We start from the raw sequence: 15,514 nt of genomic DNA, 5'->3' as shown, positions 1-15,514 counted from the left end.
CGGCGTCAGTCCTTGCCCTTTTCGCCACCCTTCTCGCCGCGCGCGCCATTCGCGTCGGCCGCGCCGACGATCCCGCGTTCGCGCGCCCACACGATCGCCTCGCCGCGGCTGTGCACGTCGAGCTTCGCGTAGATCGTCGCGACGTGATTGCGCACGGTGTTCGGCGCGAGCCCGAGGCGGCCGGCGATTTCCTTGTCGGCCAGGCCGTGGCACAGCAGGTCGAACACGTCGCGCTCGCGCGCGGTCAGGTCCGACAGTTGGGCGCCCGCATCCGGCGCATTCGCGCGCCGCACGTTCGCGAGCTTCTCGATCAGCGTGCGGCTGAACCATGACGCATCCTGCATCGCCGTTTCGATCGCGTAGACGAGCTCCATCTCCGTGCGCTTGCGATCGCTGATGTCGAGCAGCGCGACGAGCAGGCAGTCGCGCCCGTGTATCGCGACCGGGTCGGCCGACACGACGCAATCGCGCACATCGCCTTCGCGCGTGCGAATCTGCACGTCGGCGTTGCGCACGTTGCCGTCGCGCGCGAGCCGGCCTTCGATGCGCTGCCACGCGCCGCGTTCGGCCCACAGCCCGATCTCGTCCGCGGATTTGCCGAGCAGGTCGTCCTGCGCATGGCCCGTCATCGTGGCGAACGCATCGTTCACGTCGAGCAATTCGAAGCGCTCGGCCGTGACGATCGCGGTGGCGACCGGCGCCATCCGGAACGCCGTCGCGAAGCGTTCCTCGCTCTGCCGCAGCGCGCGCTCGGCCTGCTTGCGCGGCTCGAGATCCATGAACGTGAACAGCATGCAGGCCTCGTCGTTCATGTCGATCGGCTGCCCGGCGACGACCACGGCCTTCGCGCTGCCGTCCGCGCGCTTCAGCACGGCCTCCATCTGCGGAATCGTCGCGCCTTCGCCAAGCCGCTCGATCGCGAGTTCGCGCCGCTCGGCCTGTTCGAGCACGTCGACCTCGTACACCGAGCGGCCGAGCACGTCGTCGCGCGCGTAGCCGGTCATGTCGAGAAAGCCCTGGTTGACCTTCACGTAGCGCAGGTCGGCGAGCCGGCAGATCACGGCCGGCGCCGGGTTCGCGTTGAAGGTGCGCTCGAAGCGCTCCTCGGCGCTCGCCCATTCCGTCGCGTCGTGCAGCACGAGCGCGAGGCAGTCGGGTTCGCCGGCCGCGTTCGTCAGCACGAGACTGCGGATGCGATGGACCCAGCTCACGGTCTCGTCGGCGGCCGATTCGACTTCGACCGTCACGTCGCTGAACTCCTCGCCCGCGATCACGCGATCCATCGGATAGTGGCCGTCGCGCACCGGGTGGTTGTTCCGGTAGCGCAGCCGGAAGCGCTCGCGGTAATCGGTGACGGTCGCGCCGAGCGCCTGCAGCTCGGTCACGCCATGCATCGCGAGCGCGGCTTCGTTCGCCCAGACGATCCGCTGGTCGGGCTCGATCAGGATCACGCCCTCGGTGAGCCCCGCGATGATCTGGTGCAGCTGGCGCCGGTCGGTATGTGACTTCAGCGCCTGTTCGTTTACCTGTTCGTCCATCGAATGGTTGTCCCTGTCGTCTGCATGACCGCCGGCCCGGTTGCCGCTGCGCCGACACGCGCCGCGCCGGCGCGTGTGGCGATGATCGCGTGCCGCACCGGTGCGCGACAGATGCGAATGCACTATCCGTCATAGTACATTCGCGCCGCGCCGGCTCCGTGCGGCACCTCGCCGATCCCCAAGACATCCGCCGCACCGGCTTCCCGCGCGTCCCCGCCACCACGCGCAGCGCCTCCCCTTGACGACACCCCGTGCAAACGCACTAGCCGATCAGGTGAATTTGCGCGATGTCGGCGCCCGTTCGCGTGGGTACGCTGGTACTGCATCGGCGCTCATGCGCTGCCTTTCCGAACCGTAGAGGAGAAGCACGATGAAGCTGCATCAGACACCCGATCCGACGCGGCCCGAACCGCCTCCGGACAGCCCGCCCGAACCGCCGCCCGGCACCGATCCGCCGGTTCCGCTGCCGCCCGACGTGCCGCGCCCGGACACCCCGCCGCGCGAGCCCGGCTACGACACGCCGATCGCCCGGTGACGGACGACACGGCTCGCAATCGCTCATTTGGATTTGACACGTTTTTCCCGAAGGAGGACCCATCCATGAACAAGACCCGCCACCTTTCGACGCTGCTCGCCGTCAGCGCGGCTTTCCTGCTCGGTGCCGCACCGCTCACGAACGCGGTTGCGCAGGACGCATCGACCGACAACGGCATGAAGGCCGAATCGAACCAGCCCGTCACCGACACGTGGATCACGACCAAGGTGAAGAGCCGGCTGGCCACCGTCGACGGCCTGAAGAGCGTCGACATCAGCGTGACGACGGTCGACGGCGTCGTCACGCTGACCGGCGTGCTGCCGACGAAGATCGCCGTGAAGAAGGCGATCGCCGTATCGCGCGCGGTCAAGGGCGTGAAGCACGTCGACGCATCCGGCCTGAAGGCAAAGGCCTGACCTCCCGGCGCGGCACGCCGCCGCGCCTTCCTTTATCCCTGCATGACAAGGAGCACACGATGAACGAGGACAAGATCAAGGGCCAGTGGAAGCAACTCTCCGGCAAGCTGAAGGCCAAGTGGGGCAAGCTGACCGACGACGACCTGGCCGTCGCGGACGGCAATCGCGAGTATCTGGCCGGCAAGATCCAGGAGCGTTACGGGATCGCCCGCGACGCGGCCGAGAAGCAGCTGAAGGAATTCGACCGCGAGCTGTAACGCGACAACGCAACCGCCGCGGCGCCCACGGCGTCGCGGCCACCAGGACAACGACATGGGCAAATACCTGATCGCCTGGCTGCTCGGCGTACCGGTCGGGCTGCTGGTGCTGTTCTATCTGATCACGCACATCTTCTGACGGCGCGGCGCCGGCGCGCGCCGCCCGTATTCCACGGCATACTACGGCGACCGCCACGACGCCCGCGCGCCATCCGCCATGCCCCAGCCGCCCCTGCAGGACACCAACCATCCCGACTACGCGATCGCAGGCGGCACCGTGATCCGCCGCCCGGACGGCCTGCCGCTGCGGGGCAAGGACGGCAGGCCGCTGCCGATCGAACGGCCGCACGCGTTCCGCTGCATCGACGGCCGCTGGTTCACCGACGGCGTACACGTGATCGTGCAAGGGCAACTCGGCAGCGCGATGGTGAGGCTGTATTACTACCGGATCGAGGATGCCGATCTCGAGACGTTCGAGATCCTGAACCAGCGCTACGCGCGCGATGCGCGGCAGGCGTACTACATCACCGGCAGGACGATCCGCACGCGCAGCCCGCACGCCTTCCGGCCGCTCGTCTACGAAACCTGGAACCGGCCGACCGACGGCCGCGGCGTGACGTTCGAGCGGTGCGAGCACGAGTACATCGCGACCGACGACGAATCGATCTACATGAACGGCCGCCGCATCAACGGCTCGCATGGCGCGAGCGCGATCGGCTTCCCGGGCGGCTACTTCGCCGATGCCGATCGCGTGTACTACTACGGCCGGCCGAAGGACATCGATCGCGCGAGCTTCCTGTGCGGGCCCGACGAGGCCGGCACCCTGCGATGCACCGACCGGGCCGGCCCGATCGAATCCGGCGAGCGGCAGACGGCGCAGGAGACGCGCATGTTCGACGACTGGCGCGGCTTCTTCACGATGCGCCCCGAACTGCGGGACTACTGGTGGCATCGGCAGCAACAGCCGGCGGCCGACACGACGGTGCGCTTCGGGGACGCGGCGCTCACGGGCTTCGATCCCGCGACCTTCGCCGCCCGCGAGACGCTGTTCGATTTCGGTGCGGTCGACTGGCTGTGCGGCGACGCGCACGGCATTCACTGGACATACCGGGCCAGTGCCGAGACGCCGATCGAGCTGACCCGTTTCTCCGACCAGCCGATCGATGCGCTGCGCGTGCTCGGCCCGCACTATTTCACCGATGGCGTCACGGTGTTCTACGCGTTCACACCCTCCCAGCCGCAGCCGCTGCGCGGCGCCGATCCGGCCGCGTTCCGCGTGCTGTCCGGCGGCTGGGCGCGCGACGCGACGCGGGCGTTTCATCTCGGCGTCGTCAAGAAAGGCATCGACCCGGACCGGCTGCAGGTCGAAGGCAGCTATGCGTGGGACGGCGAGCGCCTGTTCTGCGACGGCAAGCCGCTGCAGGTCGACGTGCCGGCCAGCGCGCTCCAGGTGCTGCACCCGACGTTCCTGCGCGCCGGCGACAAGCTGTTCTTCGGCCGCCGACCGGTATCGACGAAGCGCGTGCACCTGCCGACGCTCGAATTCCTCGACGACGATTTCGCGCGCGACAGCAAGCGTGCGTATATCGTCGGCTACGTGAGCCTCGTCGAGATCGACGGCGCCGATCCGGCCACGTTCCGCGTCGTCGAACCGGGGACCGCGGCGGACAGCGCGCGTCGCTACGACGCGCGGACCTTGCGCGACGCGACGGCGCCGCGCGACTGACGCACGCCGCCACACGCAAGCGGGCAGGACGCGGTCGCGCCCTGCCCGATCGGTCATCCTATCCATCGGCGGCGGCCCGCCGGCGCCGGCACGGCGATCGCGCCGCCGCACGCACCGCCGGCCACATCGCCTGCGTTACTTCGCCGCGTTCGCCGTCATCTTGAAGATGCCCTGCGCGTTGCCGGCATCGAAACGCAGGTCGGTCACCCAGCGGCGCGCCGCCTGGTCGAACGTGCGCTTGCGCGTGATGAACTCGTAGAACGAACCCGGCACGTTGCGCTTCACCGTGCCGCCGTCGCGCGTGCGGAATTCCCGCTCGACGATATCCGCGCGATACGCGGTCTGGAACACGCGGCCCGAGCGCGAACGCTCGACTTCCGGCTTCATCGGGCGGCCCTTCGCCTTCTCGTCGTCGGCCAGCTTGAACACGTCGGCGACGCGGTCGGTCGCATGGTTGAACGCATTGCCTTCGGTCGAGATCCACGCCATTTCCGCCGATTCGAGCAGCAGCGTTTCGTAGTCGAGTTCGTTCGGCACGTCGTGCTGGCGCGCGAACGCCCCGACAATCTCCGGCAGCAGCGCGTGCGCGGCCTCCAGCGGCAGCCAGCCTTCGCGCTCGACTTCCCACAGCAGCGCGACGGCCGCCGGCGACAGCGGATCGCGCGACGTGCTCACCACGTTCGTCACGGCCTGCTGGAATTCCTTCGAGAAACGTTCCGGATGCAGCTCGCTGACGAAGAACTGCGCGATTTCGTCCGGTGCGTCTTCATGCGCATACGCACGGCCCGTCATGCCGAGCTTGTCGAGCGGGTAGCGGCCGTTCAGGCGGAAGCCGAGCGGACGCAGGATGCGCGTGAACGCGGCCTCGCCCGGCGGCAGCGCGCCCGTGTGCGGCCAGCGTACCGTGCGCAGCGCGCCGTGGTCGAAATAGACCGAGCCGCCGCTTTCGATCGCGTCGGCCGTATACGCGCGGCCGTTCGCCGAACGCTCGAGTAGCCCTTCGAACAGCGCCATGTTCATCGCCTGCGCGATTTCCGCGCGCGTGACGACGCCGTCTTCCCATTCTGCGAGGATGGCCGGCATGTTCAGGGTCGAGAACAGGGCGTCGGTCTTCGCCTGTCCCAGCAGCTTCGTCAGCAAGCTCTCGATATTCGGATTGCGCATCAGGATTCTCGTCTCGGGGGACCGCCGGCAAACGTGCCGGCAACTCGTTGGCCGGCCGCCCAGCGGGCGCGCGGCCTTGCGTGGGGAGCATTATTCAAAGGGTTGCAGCCGGGCGTAAAGCGAGATTAAATTGATACGTGATGAGTTTTTGGAATTATCGGCCGCTCCGCTGCTCCGCCTCCCGCCTTGTGTCGCGCGGGCCTGATCGTCAGATGAATTCAGGGCCTGTTTAGATATGGAACGCACATGCGAATGCCCGAAATCGCTCGTAGGGCAAGGAGTGAGGAGCGCCGTTTGGCCGAGCCAAACAAGTGACGAGCGACGCCGCCATACGGGCGATTTCGGGCATTCCCGTGACATGATTTTTCTTAATTTGGGGTTGCCACGAGAACGGCCGCTCGCTGCGTTGTGCTCCTTGCGAATACGTCAGTATTCGCGGCGTCACACGCCTCGCGAGCGGCCGTTCTCGTGGCAACGCATGCGCGTTCCATATCTAAACAGACCCTGACATCATGCGCAAATTCAAGATCCCCAACATGGGCGCGCTCGTGGCTTTCGAAGCCGCCGCGCGCCACGAAAGCTTCACGCACGCGGCCAAGGAGCTGTTCCTGACCGAAAGCGCGGTATCGCGGCAGATCGCGACGCTCGAGGCGAGCCTCGGCGTGCGGCTGTTCGCGCGCGTGAAGCAGCGCGTCGTGCTGACGCGCGCCGGCAAGCTGTACGGCACGCAGGTGCGGCGCGCGCTGGAGGCGCTCGACCGCGACACGCTGTCGATCATCGCGCACGGCAGCGGCGGCGGCTACCTGGAGCTGGCGGTGCTGCCGACCTTCGCGTCGCACTGGCTGATCCCGCGCATCAAGAGCTTCTACGACCGCACGCCCGACGTGCGCGTGAACATGGGGAGCCGCACCGACCTGTTCTCGTTCGAGGACACCCACTTCGAGGCCGCGATCCACTACGGCAAGCCGACCTGGCCCGGCACGTCGTCCGACTACCTGTTCGGCGAGGAAGTCGTGCCGATCTGCTCGCCGGCACTGCTCGACGGGCCCGTGCGCAGCGTCGAGGATCTGCTCGCCTACCCGCTGCTGCACTCGACGACGCGCCCCGGCGCGTGGGCGCAGTGGTTCGAGGCGCACGGCGTCGAGGACATCCGCACGATGCAGGGCGTGCGCTACGAACTGCACACGATGCTGATCAGCGCGGCCGCGGCCGGGCTCGGCGTCGCGCTCGTGCCGAAATTCTTCGTCGAGGAACAGTTGCAGCAGCTCGGGCTGATGGTGCCGTGCGACGCGGCGACGGTCGGCGATTCCGCGTACTACCTCGTGTATCCGACGGAGTTCAGCCACAGCAAGCCGCTGGAGCTGTTTCGCGGCTGGCTGCTCGAGCAGGCGAGCGCGTATGCGGCGCCGGATCCCGATGCGGAGAGCGGCGAGATGGTGGACGACGAGGACGTCGAGTAACGTCGCGGTCGCGCCATGCTTATGGCGCGGTGGCCTCGCACGCGTGTCGCGCCGGCGGACTGGCCTTCACCACCTTCACCAGCCGCGCGTGATCGGGCTCCTCCAGCCCCGGGCACACCGTGTCCAGATCGCGGATCACGAGCGTCGCGCGCCCGTCGAACCGGCACACGCCTTCGGGTTGCGCGGCGGGCAGCCGCAGGCCGCGCCGTGCATCGCGCTGGTTCATGAACCGGATCACACCCGCGCGTTGCGAACGGTCAGGCAGGTGCCGCGCCGATGCGTCGTCCTCCTCGAACCACACGTCCTGCCCGCTCGATTCGTCGCCGTAATCGAGCGTGTAACGGCCCGACAGCGTGATCGCCCGGGCGACATGCACCGAATGGCATTCGGGTTCGGCATCGCCCGGGATCGTCTGCGCGCGTGCCGCAACCGGGCCACAAGCCAGCCACAACACGGCGCACAGCACGCGGGCGCGGCCGGTCATGCGCGACACATCAATCGATTGGCGGATCATGGGCAGTAACGTGCGGGGCATCGTGACGAAGACCCGCATTGTCGCCTGACGCATGCATCACGTGCATCACATGTGCCACTTCACCGTGGCGGTCAGCGTGCGCGGATCGCCGGGCATGTTGTACAGGTCCGCGTTGCCGTGCGCGGCGATGAAGTAGCGGCGATCGAACAGGTTGTCGAGCGTGAGCGTCACGTCGACCTTCTTGCTGCGATACCCGGCCCCCAGGTTGAACACCGTGAACGACGGCAGCGTGACGAGGTCGCTCGCCGACGTGTAGCGCGCCGACTGAAACTGCATGCCGGCCGCCGCGTAGAAACCGTACGGCAGCTCGCGCTTGAGCCACAGGTTCGCGCTGTGACGCGGCATCAGCCCCGGCGTGTTGCTCGACACCGCGACGCCCGCCGCCGTCGATTGCGCGGAGCCGTCGACCGTGCCGTTCAGGTACGCGTAGCCCGCATACACCGACCACTTCGGCGCGATCTCGCCGGTGAAGCCCAGCTCCATCCCGTGCACGTGCTGCGTGCCGATCGGCAGCGCATAGCCGGGATTCGCCGGGTCGCCGATCTGCTGGTTGGTCTGGCGCATGTCGAACAGCGCAACGCTGGCCGTCGCCTTGCCGCCGAGATCGAAACGCGAGCCGACTTCATACGCGGTGGTCTTCTGCGGCGCGAGCGCGGCGCCGTTCGAGAACGCGCCGGCGCTGATCAGCGTGTCGGCCAGCGGCGAGAACGACTGGCTGAACGAGCCGTACAGCGTCAGCCAGTCGAGCGGCTCGTAGATCAGGCCGACGCGCGGGCTCCACGCACGATCGGTGCGGTCGAGGTTGACGTTCGACGACGTGTAGTCGTGGCGGATCTGGTTCAGGTAGTCGAAACGCAACCCCGCGAGCACCTTCCAGTGTTCGGTCAGCGAAATCAGGTCCTGCGCGTAGACCCCCGCGAGCCCGACGACCGTCGACGCGTTCGTCTTCGCCCGCGCGCCGGTCGGCACGCCGGGCAGGATCACCGCCTGCGGATCGAACAGATCGTAGGTCGCCACCTTCGACACGCTGTAGATCGTGTCGAACTTCTGCTGCTGCGACAGTTCGAGCCCGTACAGCAGCTCGTGGCGCATGCCGAACAGCGAGGTCTTCTGCGTGAGTTCGAACATCCCGTCGATGCCGTGGTCGGTGCGCTGGCGCGTCGACTGGTCGAGCGTCACGACCGGATGCGCGGCGGTCTTGATCGGCTCGTACGTCACGTAGTTCTTGCGTTCGAGCGAGAAGTCGTACGCGCGGATCGCGCCATGGAACGACAGCGAATCGCTGAAGCGATGGTCGAGCGACACCGTCGCGCTCTTCGCGGAGACGTCGTTGTACGAGCTGTTCGCCGCGTCGGCCGAGCCGTAGTACGTGTTGATCGGCACATCGACCGGGCGGCCGAGATACGCGGGCAGCCCCTGGTCGGACGTACGGCGGTCGTGCAGGTAGTCGAATTCGACGTTCAGCACCGTGTCGCTGTCGAGCTTGAACTGCGCGGACGGCGCGATCGCCTGGCGGTTGAGCTGAAACTGGTCGCGGAAGCTGTTCGAGTTCTCGGCCGCGCCGGTGATCCGGAAACGCGCCGCATCGTTCGCATTCCAGCCGAGGTCGAATTCGCCGCGCCGCTCGCCGCGCGTGCCGAGCGTCACGCCGACGTCGTTGACCGGCGTCGCCAACGGCCGCTTCAACACGCGGTTCACGATGCCGCCTGCCGAGCCGCGCCCGTACAGCACGGCCGCCGGCCCCTTCAGCACTTCGACGCGGTCGACGTTCGACAGGTCGCGATAGTAGAGCGCATCGTCGCGGATGCCGTCGACGTACTGGTCCGTGATGCTGTTGAAGCCGCGGATCGTGATCTGGTCGCGCTGGCCATCGCCGACCGAGAAGCCGACGCCCGGCACGTTGCGCAGCGCATCCTGCATCGACGTCGCGTTCTGGTCCTCGATCACCGCGTGCGGCACGACGTTCACCGTCTGCGGCACGTCCATCAGCGACATGTCGGTCTTGGTCGCCGCGCGCGAGTGGCCGCCGTCGTACGACGCATGCTCGGCGGTTGCATTGACGGAGATCGCGGGCAGGGTCGCGGCGGCGGCGCTTGCCTGCGCGAAGGAGGTGCGTGCGCCGGCCAGCGACGTGGCGATCAGCAGCGCATGGCACGCGCTCTTGTTGAGTTTCATCGTTGAAGTAAAGGCTGAGGGAAAACGGTGAGCGCAAACCCGTGCGGCCGACGCAGATTCATCAGCCGGCGAATCGACAGGCGGACTCGTGTCTGCGCACAACGGACGGCGCACAAAAAATTGCCCCGTCGCACCGGCCGGCATGGCCGGTACGAAAACACCGTTGCGACGCGTCACGGCTCGTAACGGAGCGAAATATTAAACGAGAATGATTCGCGTTATTAGTTGATTTCCAACATGTCGCCTTCGTGCAACGTACATCCGGCTGACACTGCGGATTACTGACGAATCGCTTTCAGTTTCGCGCATCGATGCGCGGACTTCGTAATGAAATAGAAAGGAAATGAGTGGACGCGGTGCGTTATGACCGTATGGATCGAAGGGCTGCTTGGGATGCTACGTTCAAGGACACACACTTCGAGGCCGCGATCCACTACGGCAAGCCGACCTGGCCCGGCACGTCGTCCGACTACCTGTTCGGCGAGGAAGTCTTGCCGATCTGCTCGCCCGCATTGCTGAACGAGCCCGTCGAGCGCGTATGCGGCGCCGGAGCGCGATGCGAACGACGCCGATGAGGAGGACGACGAGGACGTCGAATGATGCAAGCCATCGCGACATCCCGCCGGCGCGTCGACGGGCCGGCGCGGCCCGTCGACGCCCGGTCTTACTTGAGGCGGCAGTCGCGAACGGTCGCGATCCCCGATGCAAAGTCGCCCACGCAATGCAGCGTGACGCGCTTGCCGACCAGCCGCTGCGCCTTCTGTTCGGCCGCCGCATCGACGAACGACGCGCGCACCGCCTGATCGGCATCCGCGTCTTCGCCGATCTCCGCGAGCGTCTTGCCCGTGAAACCCTTCTGGAGCCCGAGCAGCGTGCCCGTCAGCGCGACCGGCTGGTCGAAATACTTGTCGCCGCCCGAACCCGTATAAGCGTCGATCATCTGCGCGGCCGATACCTTGAGCTCGCCTTTCGCGGCCATGGCGCCCGAGGCGATCGTCAGCGCGAGCGCGGCAAGTGCGATTCGTTTCATTGTGTGGATTCTCCGTGGTTGAACAGTATTTGGAAAAAGATGGCGCTCGCGCGCCGGCGGAATACGACGACCCTGCACGCACGCGCCCCGTGTCCGCCTCACGGGCAACACGACGGCGCACGACGTGCACGGCCTGACAACTATTTGCGTGGGGCTGCTTCGATCAGTGCGACGGCCCTGCGGTCGTACACGTCAGGCGTCGCCTTCGCGCCGCGCACGACGGCTTCGCGCACGCTGCCGGTGGCGTCATCCCTGCCCGCGCCGATCAGCGCGGGCGCATCCGGATCCGCGCCGGCATCGAGAAGCGCCTTCACGCAGTCGGGGTTGTGCACGATCGCCGCGCGCAGCAACGGCGTCTCCCCCCAGCGGGCGCGTTGCTCGCCCCGTTGCGGCTCGATCGGCGTGCCCGGTTCATGCAGAATCGCGATGCGCTCGGCCGCAGTCGGGTCGGGCTGACCGTCCAGTTCGTAGCGTCGCTCGCACACGAAGCTGAGCGGCGTCTGTCCGGTCTTCGCATGCGCGTACGGATTGGCGCCGGCGTCGACCAGCAGCTTGAGGATGTCGAGATCGGATGCCGCGCGTCCGGTCAGCACCGTGTATCCGTTCGGGTCGGTGGCGCGGGCATCGGCGCCGGACTTCAGCAGCATCCGGACGAGTTCGGGCGAAGGGGTATACGCATTCGCGGCCATCACCAGCGGCGGCTCGCCGCTCGGCGCGATCGCGTTGACGTTCGCGCCCGCGTCGATCAGCAGGCGGATCGTTTCGAGCTGGTGGGGCTTGAGTTCGCCGAGCGTCGCGTTGCTGATCGCGTACGTCAGCAACGTCCAGCCCTTGGGCGACATCGGCATGTTGATCGCAACGCCGGACGCGATGAACAGTGCGACGACGTCCGGCACCTGGCTGACGACGGCCAGCCCCATCGGCGTGAGTTCGGCATCCGGCATCGCATAGCGCTGCTTCGCCGTCTTGTCATACGGACGCGCGCCCTGCTCAAGCAGCGCGCTGACGCGCGCCAGGTTCCGCGGGGTGCTATCCGCCGCGTAGTCGCCCATGGCGACCATCAGCTTCCATTCCTTGCCTTCCAGCGCGTAGCTCGCACCGGACAACGCCATTCCGGCGCACAGGCAGGCCATCCCCCGTGCCAGCACGGTAGCGGCTTTTTTCGTTCTTGACCGCATGAACGCTCTCAGTATCGTTGTGTGTATTCGTGGCGCTGTCGCGCGCCGACATGATCGACGAAATACCAAACACGCACAATGTTCGCGCGATATTCTCTAAAGGCGGGACGGGAAAGCAACCAGGACGACGAGGATGGGGAGCGACGCGTGTGGCCCGCTGCGAATGTCCGGTGCGCGCCGGACCGGGCAACCCCGACCCGGCGCTCCGGGCAGCCGACCTCGCATCGGCAGTGCGGCGGACCTTCTTCCGTTCTTCACTACATATGCTCTCAGGCTCACTTCATTTTTTTCTTCGCCGCGCCGAACGATTATCCGCGCAATCCGGGCCAAGGGAAACGTTTGCGGGCGCAGTTGGCGCGTTATACCAAGCATTCAGCAACAGTCTTTCCAAATGCTTACGGCACATGCGGCACCGTTCGGCAAATCTTGCGTTCACGCCGGCGTTCCTTTTTAATGGAACTGGTTCCAAACATTGATTCGGCCATGGCCACGCGTGACGCGTCGTCGTCCGCGCGTCATGATGCCGATTCAGGATCGAGGATCGCTCAGCTCAGGATTCGCATCGCCCGTCCTTCCCGGACACCCCGTCAAACGAGACCGTCATGCCCGATTCCGCCTCCCTGCAGCAGTTGTTTCCCGCCTTTCAGGACATTCCCGCCGAGTACCGGCTCACTTCGCCGATTCACCAGCGCGTGTCGCTCGTCGACGGCGAGTTACGGCCGTGGGACGGCGCGACCAAGACCGTGCTGTCGCCGGTGTGCGTGCGACAGGCGGACGGCGGCGTCGAGCAGGTCGAGATCGGCAGCTATCCGGTGATGGGCGAAACGGAAAGCGACGCGGCGCTCGACGCCGCGGTGCGCGCGTACGACGCCGGCCGCGGCGAGTGGCCGACAATGAAGGTCGAGCAGCGCATCGCGTGCATGCAGGACTTCATCAAGCGGATGGTCGCGCAGCGCGAGTTGGTGGTGAACCTGATCATGTGGGAAATCGGCAAGAGCCTCGCCGATTCGCAGAAGGAGTTCGACCGCACCGTCACCTACATGACGCAGACGATCGACGCGCTGAAGGAACTCGACAACGCGAATTCGCGCTTCGTGATCGCCGAAGGCACGATCGGCCAGATCCGCCGCACGCCGCTCGGCGTCGTGCTGTGCATGGGCCCGTACAACTATCCGCTGAACGAGACCTTCGCGACGCTGATCCCCGCGCTGCTGATGGGCAACACCGTGGTGTTCAAGCCGCCCCAGTACGGCACGCTGCTGTTCGAGCCGCTGCTCGAAGCGTTCCGCGACGCGTTCCCGAAGGGCGTGATCAACACGATCTATGCGCCGGGCGCGGTGGTCGTGCCGCACATGCTCGCGTCGGGCAAGATCAACGTGCTCGCGCTGATCGGGTCGAGCAAGGTGGCCGACCACCTGAAGAAGCAGCACCCGAAGTCGCACCGGCTTCGTGCGATCCTCGGCCTCGACGCGAAGAACGCGGCGATCGTGCTGCCCGACGCCGATCTCGACCTCACCGTGAAGGAATGCCTGCTCGGCGCGCTGTCGTTCAACGGCCAGCGTTGCACCGCGCTGAAGATGCTGCTCGTGCACCGCTCGATCGTCGATGAATTCCTGAAGCGCTTCACCGCCGCGCTCGAACAGCTGAAGATCGGCATGCCGTGGGAGAAAGGCGTCAGCATCACGCCGCTGCCCGGCATGCATCGCACGGCCTACATGACGGACGCGATCGACGACGCAAAGGCCAAGGGTGCGCAGGTCGTCAACCATTCGGGCGGCGAGTTCAGCAAGACGCTGTTCTATCCGGCCGTCGTGTATCCGGTGTCGGAAGGGATGAAGCTGTACCGCGAGGAACAGTTCGGGCCGATCATTCCGGTCGCGCCGTTCGACGACGTCGACACCGCGCTCGACTACGTGACGACGTCGGATCACGGCCAGCAGGTCAGCATCTTCGGTTCCGATCCGGCGCAGATCGGCGCGCTCGTCGATCCGCTCGTGAACCAGGTGTGCCGCGTGAACATCAACTGCCAGTGCCAGCGCGGGCCCGACGTGTTCCCGTTCGCGGGGCGCAAGGATTCGGCGGAAGGCACGCTGTCGGTGAGCGACGCGCTGCGCGCGTTCTCGATCCGCTCGATGGTCGCGGCGAAGCAGACCGAAGGCAGCAAGCAGCTGCTCGATTCGATCGTGTCGGATCACTACTCGAAGTTCATCAATACGGGCTTCATTTTCTGACGCGAGCCGTTCGCGAAATAGCCGCTGCACACGCCCGTGCAGCGGCTTTTTTGACCCTGCGCGCAACTACGCCCGAACCGGGAACGTCAATGCGTCGAGATCGAGCGGCCCGCCGGTCAGCTGAACCGGGCCTTCATCGCCGATCAGCACCGTATCGGAATGACGGAAGCCGCCGACACCCTCGATATAGATGCCCGGCTCGATCGTCAGGCACATCCCCTTCTCGATCGGCCGGTCGTAGCCTTCGGCGAAGAACGGCGCCTCGTGCGCGGTGACACCCATTCCGTGCCCGGTCCGGTGCAGCATCCGGTCGCCCATCCCCGCGCGGCGGAAATAGTCGTTGACCTTGCGATCGACGTCGCTCAGCAGCGCGCCGGGCATCGCCGCGTCGAACGCCAGCCGCCGCCCTTCCGACATCACGTCGAACGCGCGTCGCGCCGCGTCCGGCACATGGCCGAGGAAGAAGGTCCGCTCGACTTCCGCGCCGTAGCCGTTCATCACCGCATTGACGATCGACACATGCGGGCCGCCCTCTTCCATCCGCATGTCGATGTTGCTGAAGTTGTGCGGATCGTGCGACACGCTGCCCGGCTGGAACACCGCGACGATCCGCGTCGCCAACGGGTTCAGCGACGGATCGTCGGCCAGCAGCCGCTGCATGATGAAGCCGCGAATGCGCGACGACATTTCCGCCATCCCGAGCCCCGGGCGCGCTTCGCTCAGCAGCAAGTTGTGCGCGTCGGTTGCGATCCCGCACGCATACACGTGGCGGCCGATCTCGTAGTCGGACTTGATCATCCGGACGTCGTCGATGATGTCGATGCATACGCGCTCGCCCGGCGTCTGCGCATAGACCTGCAACGGACACACCGACTCGACACCGACACGCTCGCCCGGCCCGAACAGCGCGTTGAAACGGTCGCTCCATTCGCGTCCGGCCGGCGCTGGAAATTCGAAATATGGAACCAGCTCGAGTTCGCCGATCGAGCGCGTCCGCACATGCGGCTGCTCGAGCTGCGGCACGACGAACTGCGGCGGGCCGCTGCGCGAAATGACCAGCACGAACGGCCGCTCGTGGACGATGTTCGCGAAGTTCGTCAGGTAGTAGATGTTGTCCGGGGAGAACGCCACATAACGATCGAGGCCGGCTTCCGCCATGCGTGCGCGCACGCGGTCGAGGCGCCCTTCGAGTTCCGCCTCGCTGGGCGGTGCGAAAGTGGGTTTGAACTTCATGCGTGACTTCTCCTGTTGAGGGTGAGGGGGCGGCCG

Annotated in this window: 13 protein-coding genes and 1 pseudogene; 7 read left to right on the top strand and 7 right to left on the bottom strand. The window is 66.5% G+C overall.

The window, feature by feature from the left end; genetic code table 11:
• Positions 1–5: 5 nt before the first annotated feature.
• The gene (locus LGN17_RS25190) at positions 6–1,538 is read right to left on the bottom strand and encodes a helix-turn-helix transcriptional regulator (RefSeq protein ID WP_226199111.1); all 1,533 of its coding nucleotides are present in this window, start codon (positions 1,536–1,538) and stop codon (positions 6–8) included.
• A 370-nt stretch (positions 1,539–1,908) separates the two neighbouring features.
• Between LGN17_RS25190 and LGN17_RS25185 the strand changes: the two genes are divergently transcribed.
• The 4 genes from LGN17_RS25185 (at position 1,909) to LGN17_RS25170 (ending at position 4,472) form a co-directional block, all read left to right on the top strand.
• Positions 1,909–2,073 (top strand): hypothetical protein, encoded by a 165-nt coding sequence (locus tag LGN17_RS25185; RefSeq protein ID WP_226199110.1) that lies wholly within the window; start codon positions 1,909–1,911, stop codon positions 2,071–2,073.
• Between the two features lie 65 nt (positions 2,074–2,138).
• Positions 2,139–2,489: a BON domain-containing protein gene (locus LGN17_RS25180; RefSeq protein WP_175954506.1), complete on the top strand. Its 351-nt coding sequence runs from the start codon at positions 2,139–2,141 to the stop codon at positions 2,487–2,489.
• A gap of 59 nt (positions 2,490–2,548) precedes the next feature.
• Positions 2,549–2,746 carry a CsbD family protein gene (locus LGN17_RS25175; RefSeq protein WP_175864337.1) on the top strand — a complete coding sequence of 66 codons (198 nt, stop codon included), beginning with the start codon at positions 2,549–2,551 and terminating at the stop codon, positions 2,744–2,746.
• A 217-nt stretch (positions 2,747–2,963) separates the two neighbouring features.
• Positions 2,964–4,472, top strand: a complete 1,509-nt coding sequence (locus LGN17_RS25170; protein ID WP_226199108.1) for a DKNYY domain-containing protein — start codon at positions 2,964–2,966, stop codon at positions 4,470–4,472.
• Positions 4,473–4,607: 135 nt separating this feature from the next.
• On the opposite strand, the gene LGN17_RS25165 is transcribed toward LGN17_RS25170, so the two are convergent.
• Positions 4,608–5,636 carry a DUF1338 domain-containing protein gene (locus tag LGN17_RS25165; RefSeq protein WP_226199107.1) on the bottom strand — a complete coding sequence of 343 codons (1,029 nt, stop codon included), beginning with the start codon at positions 5,634–5,636 and terminating at the stop codon, positions 4,608–4,610.
• A gap of 512 nt (positions 5,637–6,148) precedes the next feature.
• On the opposite strand from LGN17_RS25165, the gene LGN17_RS25160 reads away from it, so the two are divergent.
• Entirely contained in the window at positions 6,149–7,096 is a 948-nt protein-coding gene (locus LGN17_RS25160; RefSeq protein WP_226199105.1) for a LysR family transcriptional regulator, read from the top strand.
• Positions 7,097–7,115: 19 nt separating this feature from the next.
• Here the strand turns inward: LGN17_RS25160 and LGN17_RS25155 are convergent, their stop codons facing one another.
• Entirely contained in the window at positions 7,116–7,649 is a 534-nt protein-coding gene (locus LGN17_RS25155) for a hypothetical protein (protein ID WP_226199104.1), read from the bottom strand.
• A gap of 27 nt (positions 7,650–7,676) precedes the next feature.
• Positions 7,677–9,806 (bottom strand): TonB-dependent receptor, encoded by a 2,130-nt coding sequence (locus LGN17_RS25150; RefSeq protein ID WP_226199103.1) that lies wholly within the window; start codon positions 9,804–9,806, stop codon positions 7,677–7,679.
• Positions 9,807–10,204: 398 nt separating this feature from the next.
• Here LGN17_RS25150 and LGN17_RS25145 point away from each other — a divergent pair.
• Positions 10,205–10,339: pseudogene (locus LGN17_RS25145) on the top strand (LysR family transcriptional regulator); the annotation flags it as partial.
• Positions 10,340–10,470: 131 nt separating this feature from the next.
• On the opposite strand, the gene LGN17_RS25140 reads toward LGN17_RS25145, so the two are convergent.
• Together LGN17_RS25140 and LGN17_RS25135 are read right to left on the bottom strand one after the other, a co-directional pair.
• Positions 10,471–10,836: a hypothetical protein gene (locus LGN17_RS25140; RefSeq protein ID WP_226199102.1), complete on the bottom strand. Its 366-nt coding sequence runs from the start codon at positions 10,834–10,836 to the stop codon at positions 10,471–10,473.
• A gap of 140 nt (positions 10,837–10,976) precedes the next feature.
• Positions 10,977–12,014 (bottom strand): ankyrin repeat domain-containing protein, encoded by a 1,038-nt coding sequence (locus LGN17_RS25135; RefSeq protein WP_226199101.1) that lies wholly within the window; start codon positions 12,012–12,014, stop codon positions 10,977–10,979.
• A gap of 602 nt (positions 12,015–12,616) precedes the next feature.
• On the opposite strand from LGN17_RS25135, the gene LGN17_RS25130 reads away from it, so the two are divergent.
• A complete protein-coding gene (locus tag LGN17_RS25130) occupies positions 12,617–14,245 on the top strand; it encodes an NADP-dependent glyceraldehyde-3-phosphate dehydrogenase (protein ID WP_226199100.1) in 1,629 nt (542 codons plus the stop codon).
• 66 nt (positions 14,246–14,311) lie between these two features.
• Here LGN17_RS25130 and LGN17_RS25125 read toward each other — a convergent pair whose 3' ends face one another.
• Positions 14,312–15,478, bottom strand: a complete 1,167-nt coding sequence (locus LGN17_RS25125) for a M24 family metallopeptidase (RefSeq protein ID WP_226199098.1) — start codon at positions 15,476–15,478, stop codon at positions 14,312–14,314.
• Positions 15,479–15,514: the final 36 nt, after the last annotated feature.

The organism is Burkholderia sp. AU30280 (assembly GCF_020420125.1).
Lineage (GTDB): Bacteria > Pseudomonadota > Gammaproteobacteria > Burkholderiales > Burkholderiaceae > Burkholderia.
Note: the sequence above shows the minus strand (reverse complement) of the source record. Positions and strands in the feature narration are given on the sequence as shown.

What these genes read in the sequence shown, in the direction of transcription:
- LGN17_RS25190 (WP_226199111.1), bottom strand. Translation starts at nt 1,538, where the DNA reads ATGGACGAACAGGTAAACGAACAGGCGCTGAAGTCACATACCGACCGG.
- LGN17_RS25185 (WP_226199110.1), top strand. Translation starts at nt 1,909, where the DNA reads ATGAAGCTGCATCAGACACCCGATCCGACGCGGCCCGAACCGCCTCCG.
- LGN17_RS25180 (WP_175954506.1), top strand. Translation starts at nt 2,139, where the DNA reads ATGAACAAGACCCGCCACCTTTCGACGCTGCTCGCCGTCAGCGCGGCT.
- LGN17_RS25175 (WP_175864337.1), top strand. Translation starts at nt 2,549, where the DNA reads ATGAACGAGGACAAGATCAAGGGCCAGTGGAAGCAACTCTCCGGCAAG.
- LGN17_RS25170 (WP_226199108.1), top strand. Translation starts at nt 2,964, where the DNA reads ATGCCCCAGCCGCCCCTGCAGGACACCAACCATCCCGACTACGCGATC.
- LGN17_RS25165 (WP_226199107.1), bottom strand. Translation starts at nt 5,636, where the DNA reads ATGCGCAATCCGAATATCGAGAGCTTGCTGACGAAGCTGCTGGGACAG.
- LGN17_RS25160 (WP_226199105.1), top strand. Translation starts at nt 6,149, where the DNA reads ATGCGCAAATTCAAGATCCCCAACATGGGCGCGCTCGTGGCTTTCGAA.
- LGN17_RS25155 (WP_226199104.1), bottom strand. Translation starts at nt 7,649, where the DNA reads ATGCGGGTCTTCGTCACGATGCCCCGCACGTTACTGCCCATGATCCGC.
- LGN17_RS25150 (WP_226199103.1), bottom strand. Translation starts at nt 9,806, where the DNA reads ATGAAACTCAACAAGAGCGCGTGCCATGCGCTGCTGATCGCCACGTCG.
- LGN17_RS25140 (WP_226199102.1), bottom strand. Translation starts at nt 10,836, where the DNA reads ATGAAACGAATCGCACTTGCCGCGCTCGCGCTGACGATCGCCTCGGGC.
- LGN17_RS25135 (WP_226199101.1), bottom strand. Translation starts at nt 12,014, where the DNA reads ATGCGGTCAAGAACGAAAAAAGCCGCTACCGTGCTGGCACGGGGGATG.
- LGN17_RS25130 (WP_226199100.1), top strand. Translation starts at nt 12,617, where the DNA reads ATGCCCGATTCCGCCTCCCTGCAGCAGTTGTTTCCCGCCTTTCAGGAC.
- LGN17_RS25125 (WP_226199098.1), bottom strand. Translation starts at nt 15,478, where the DNA reads ATGAAGTTCAAACCCACTTTCGCACCGCCCAGCGAGGCGGAACTCGAA.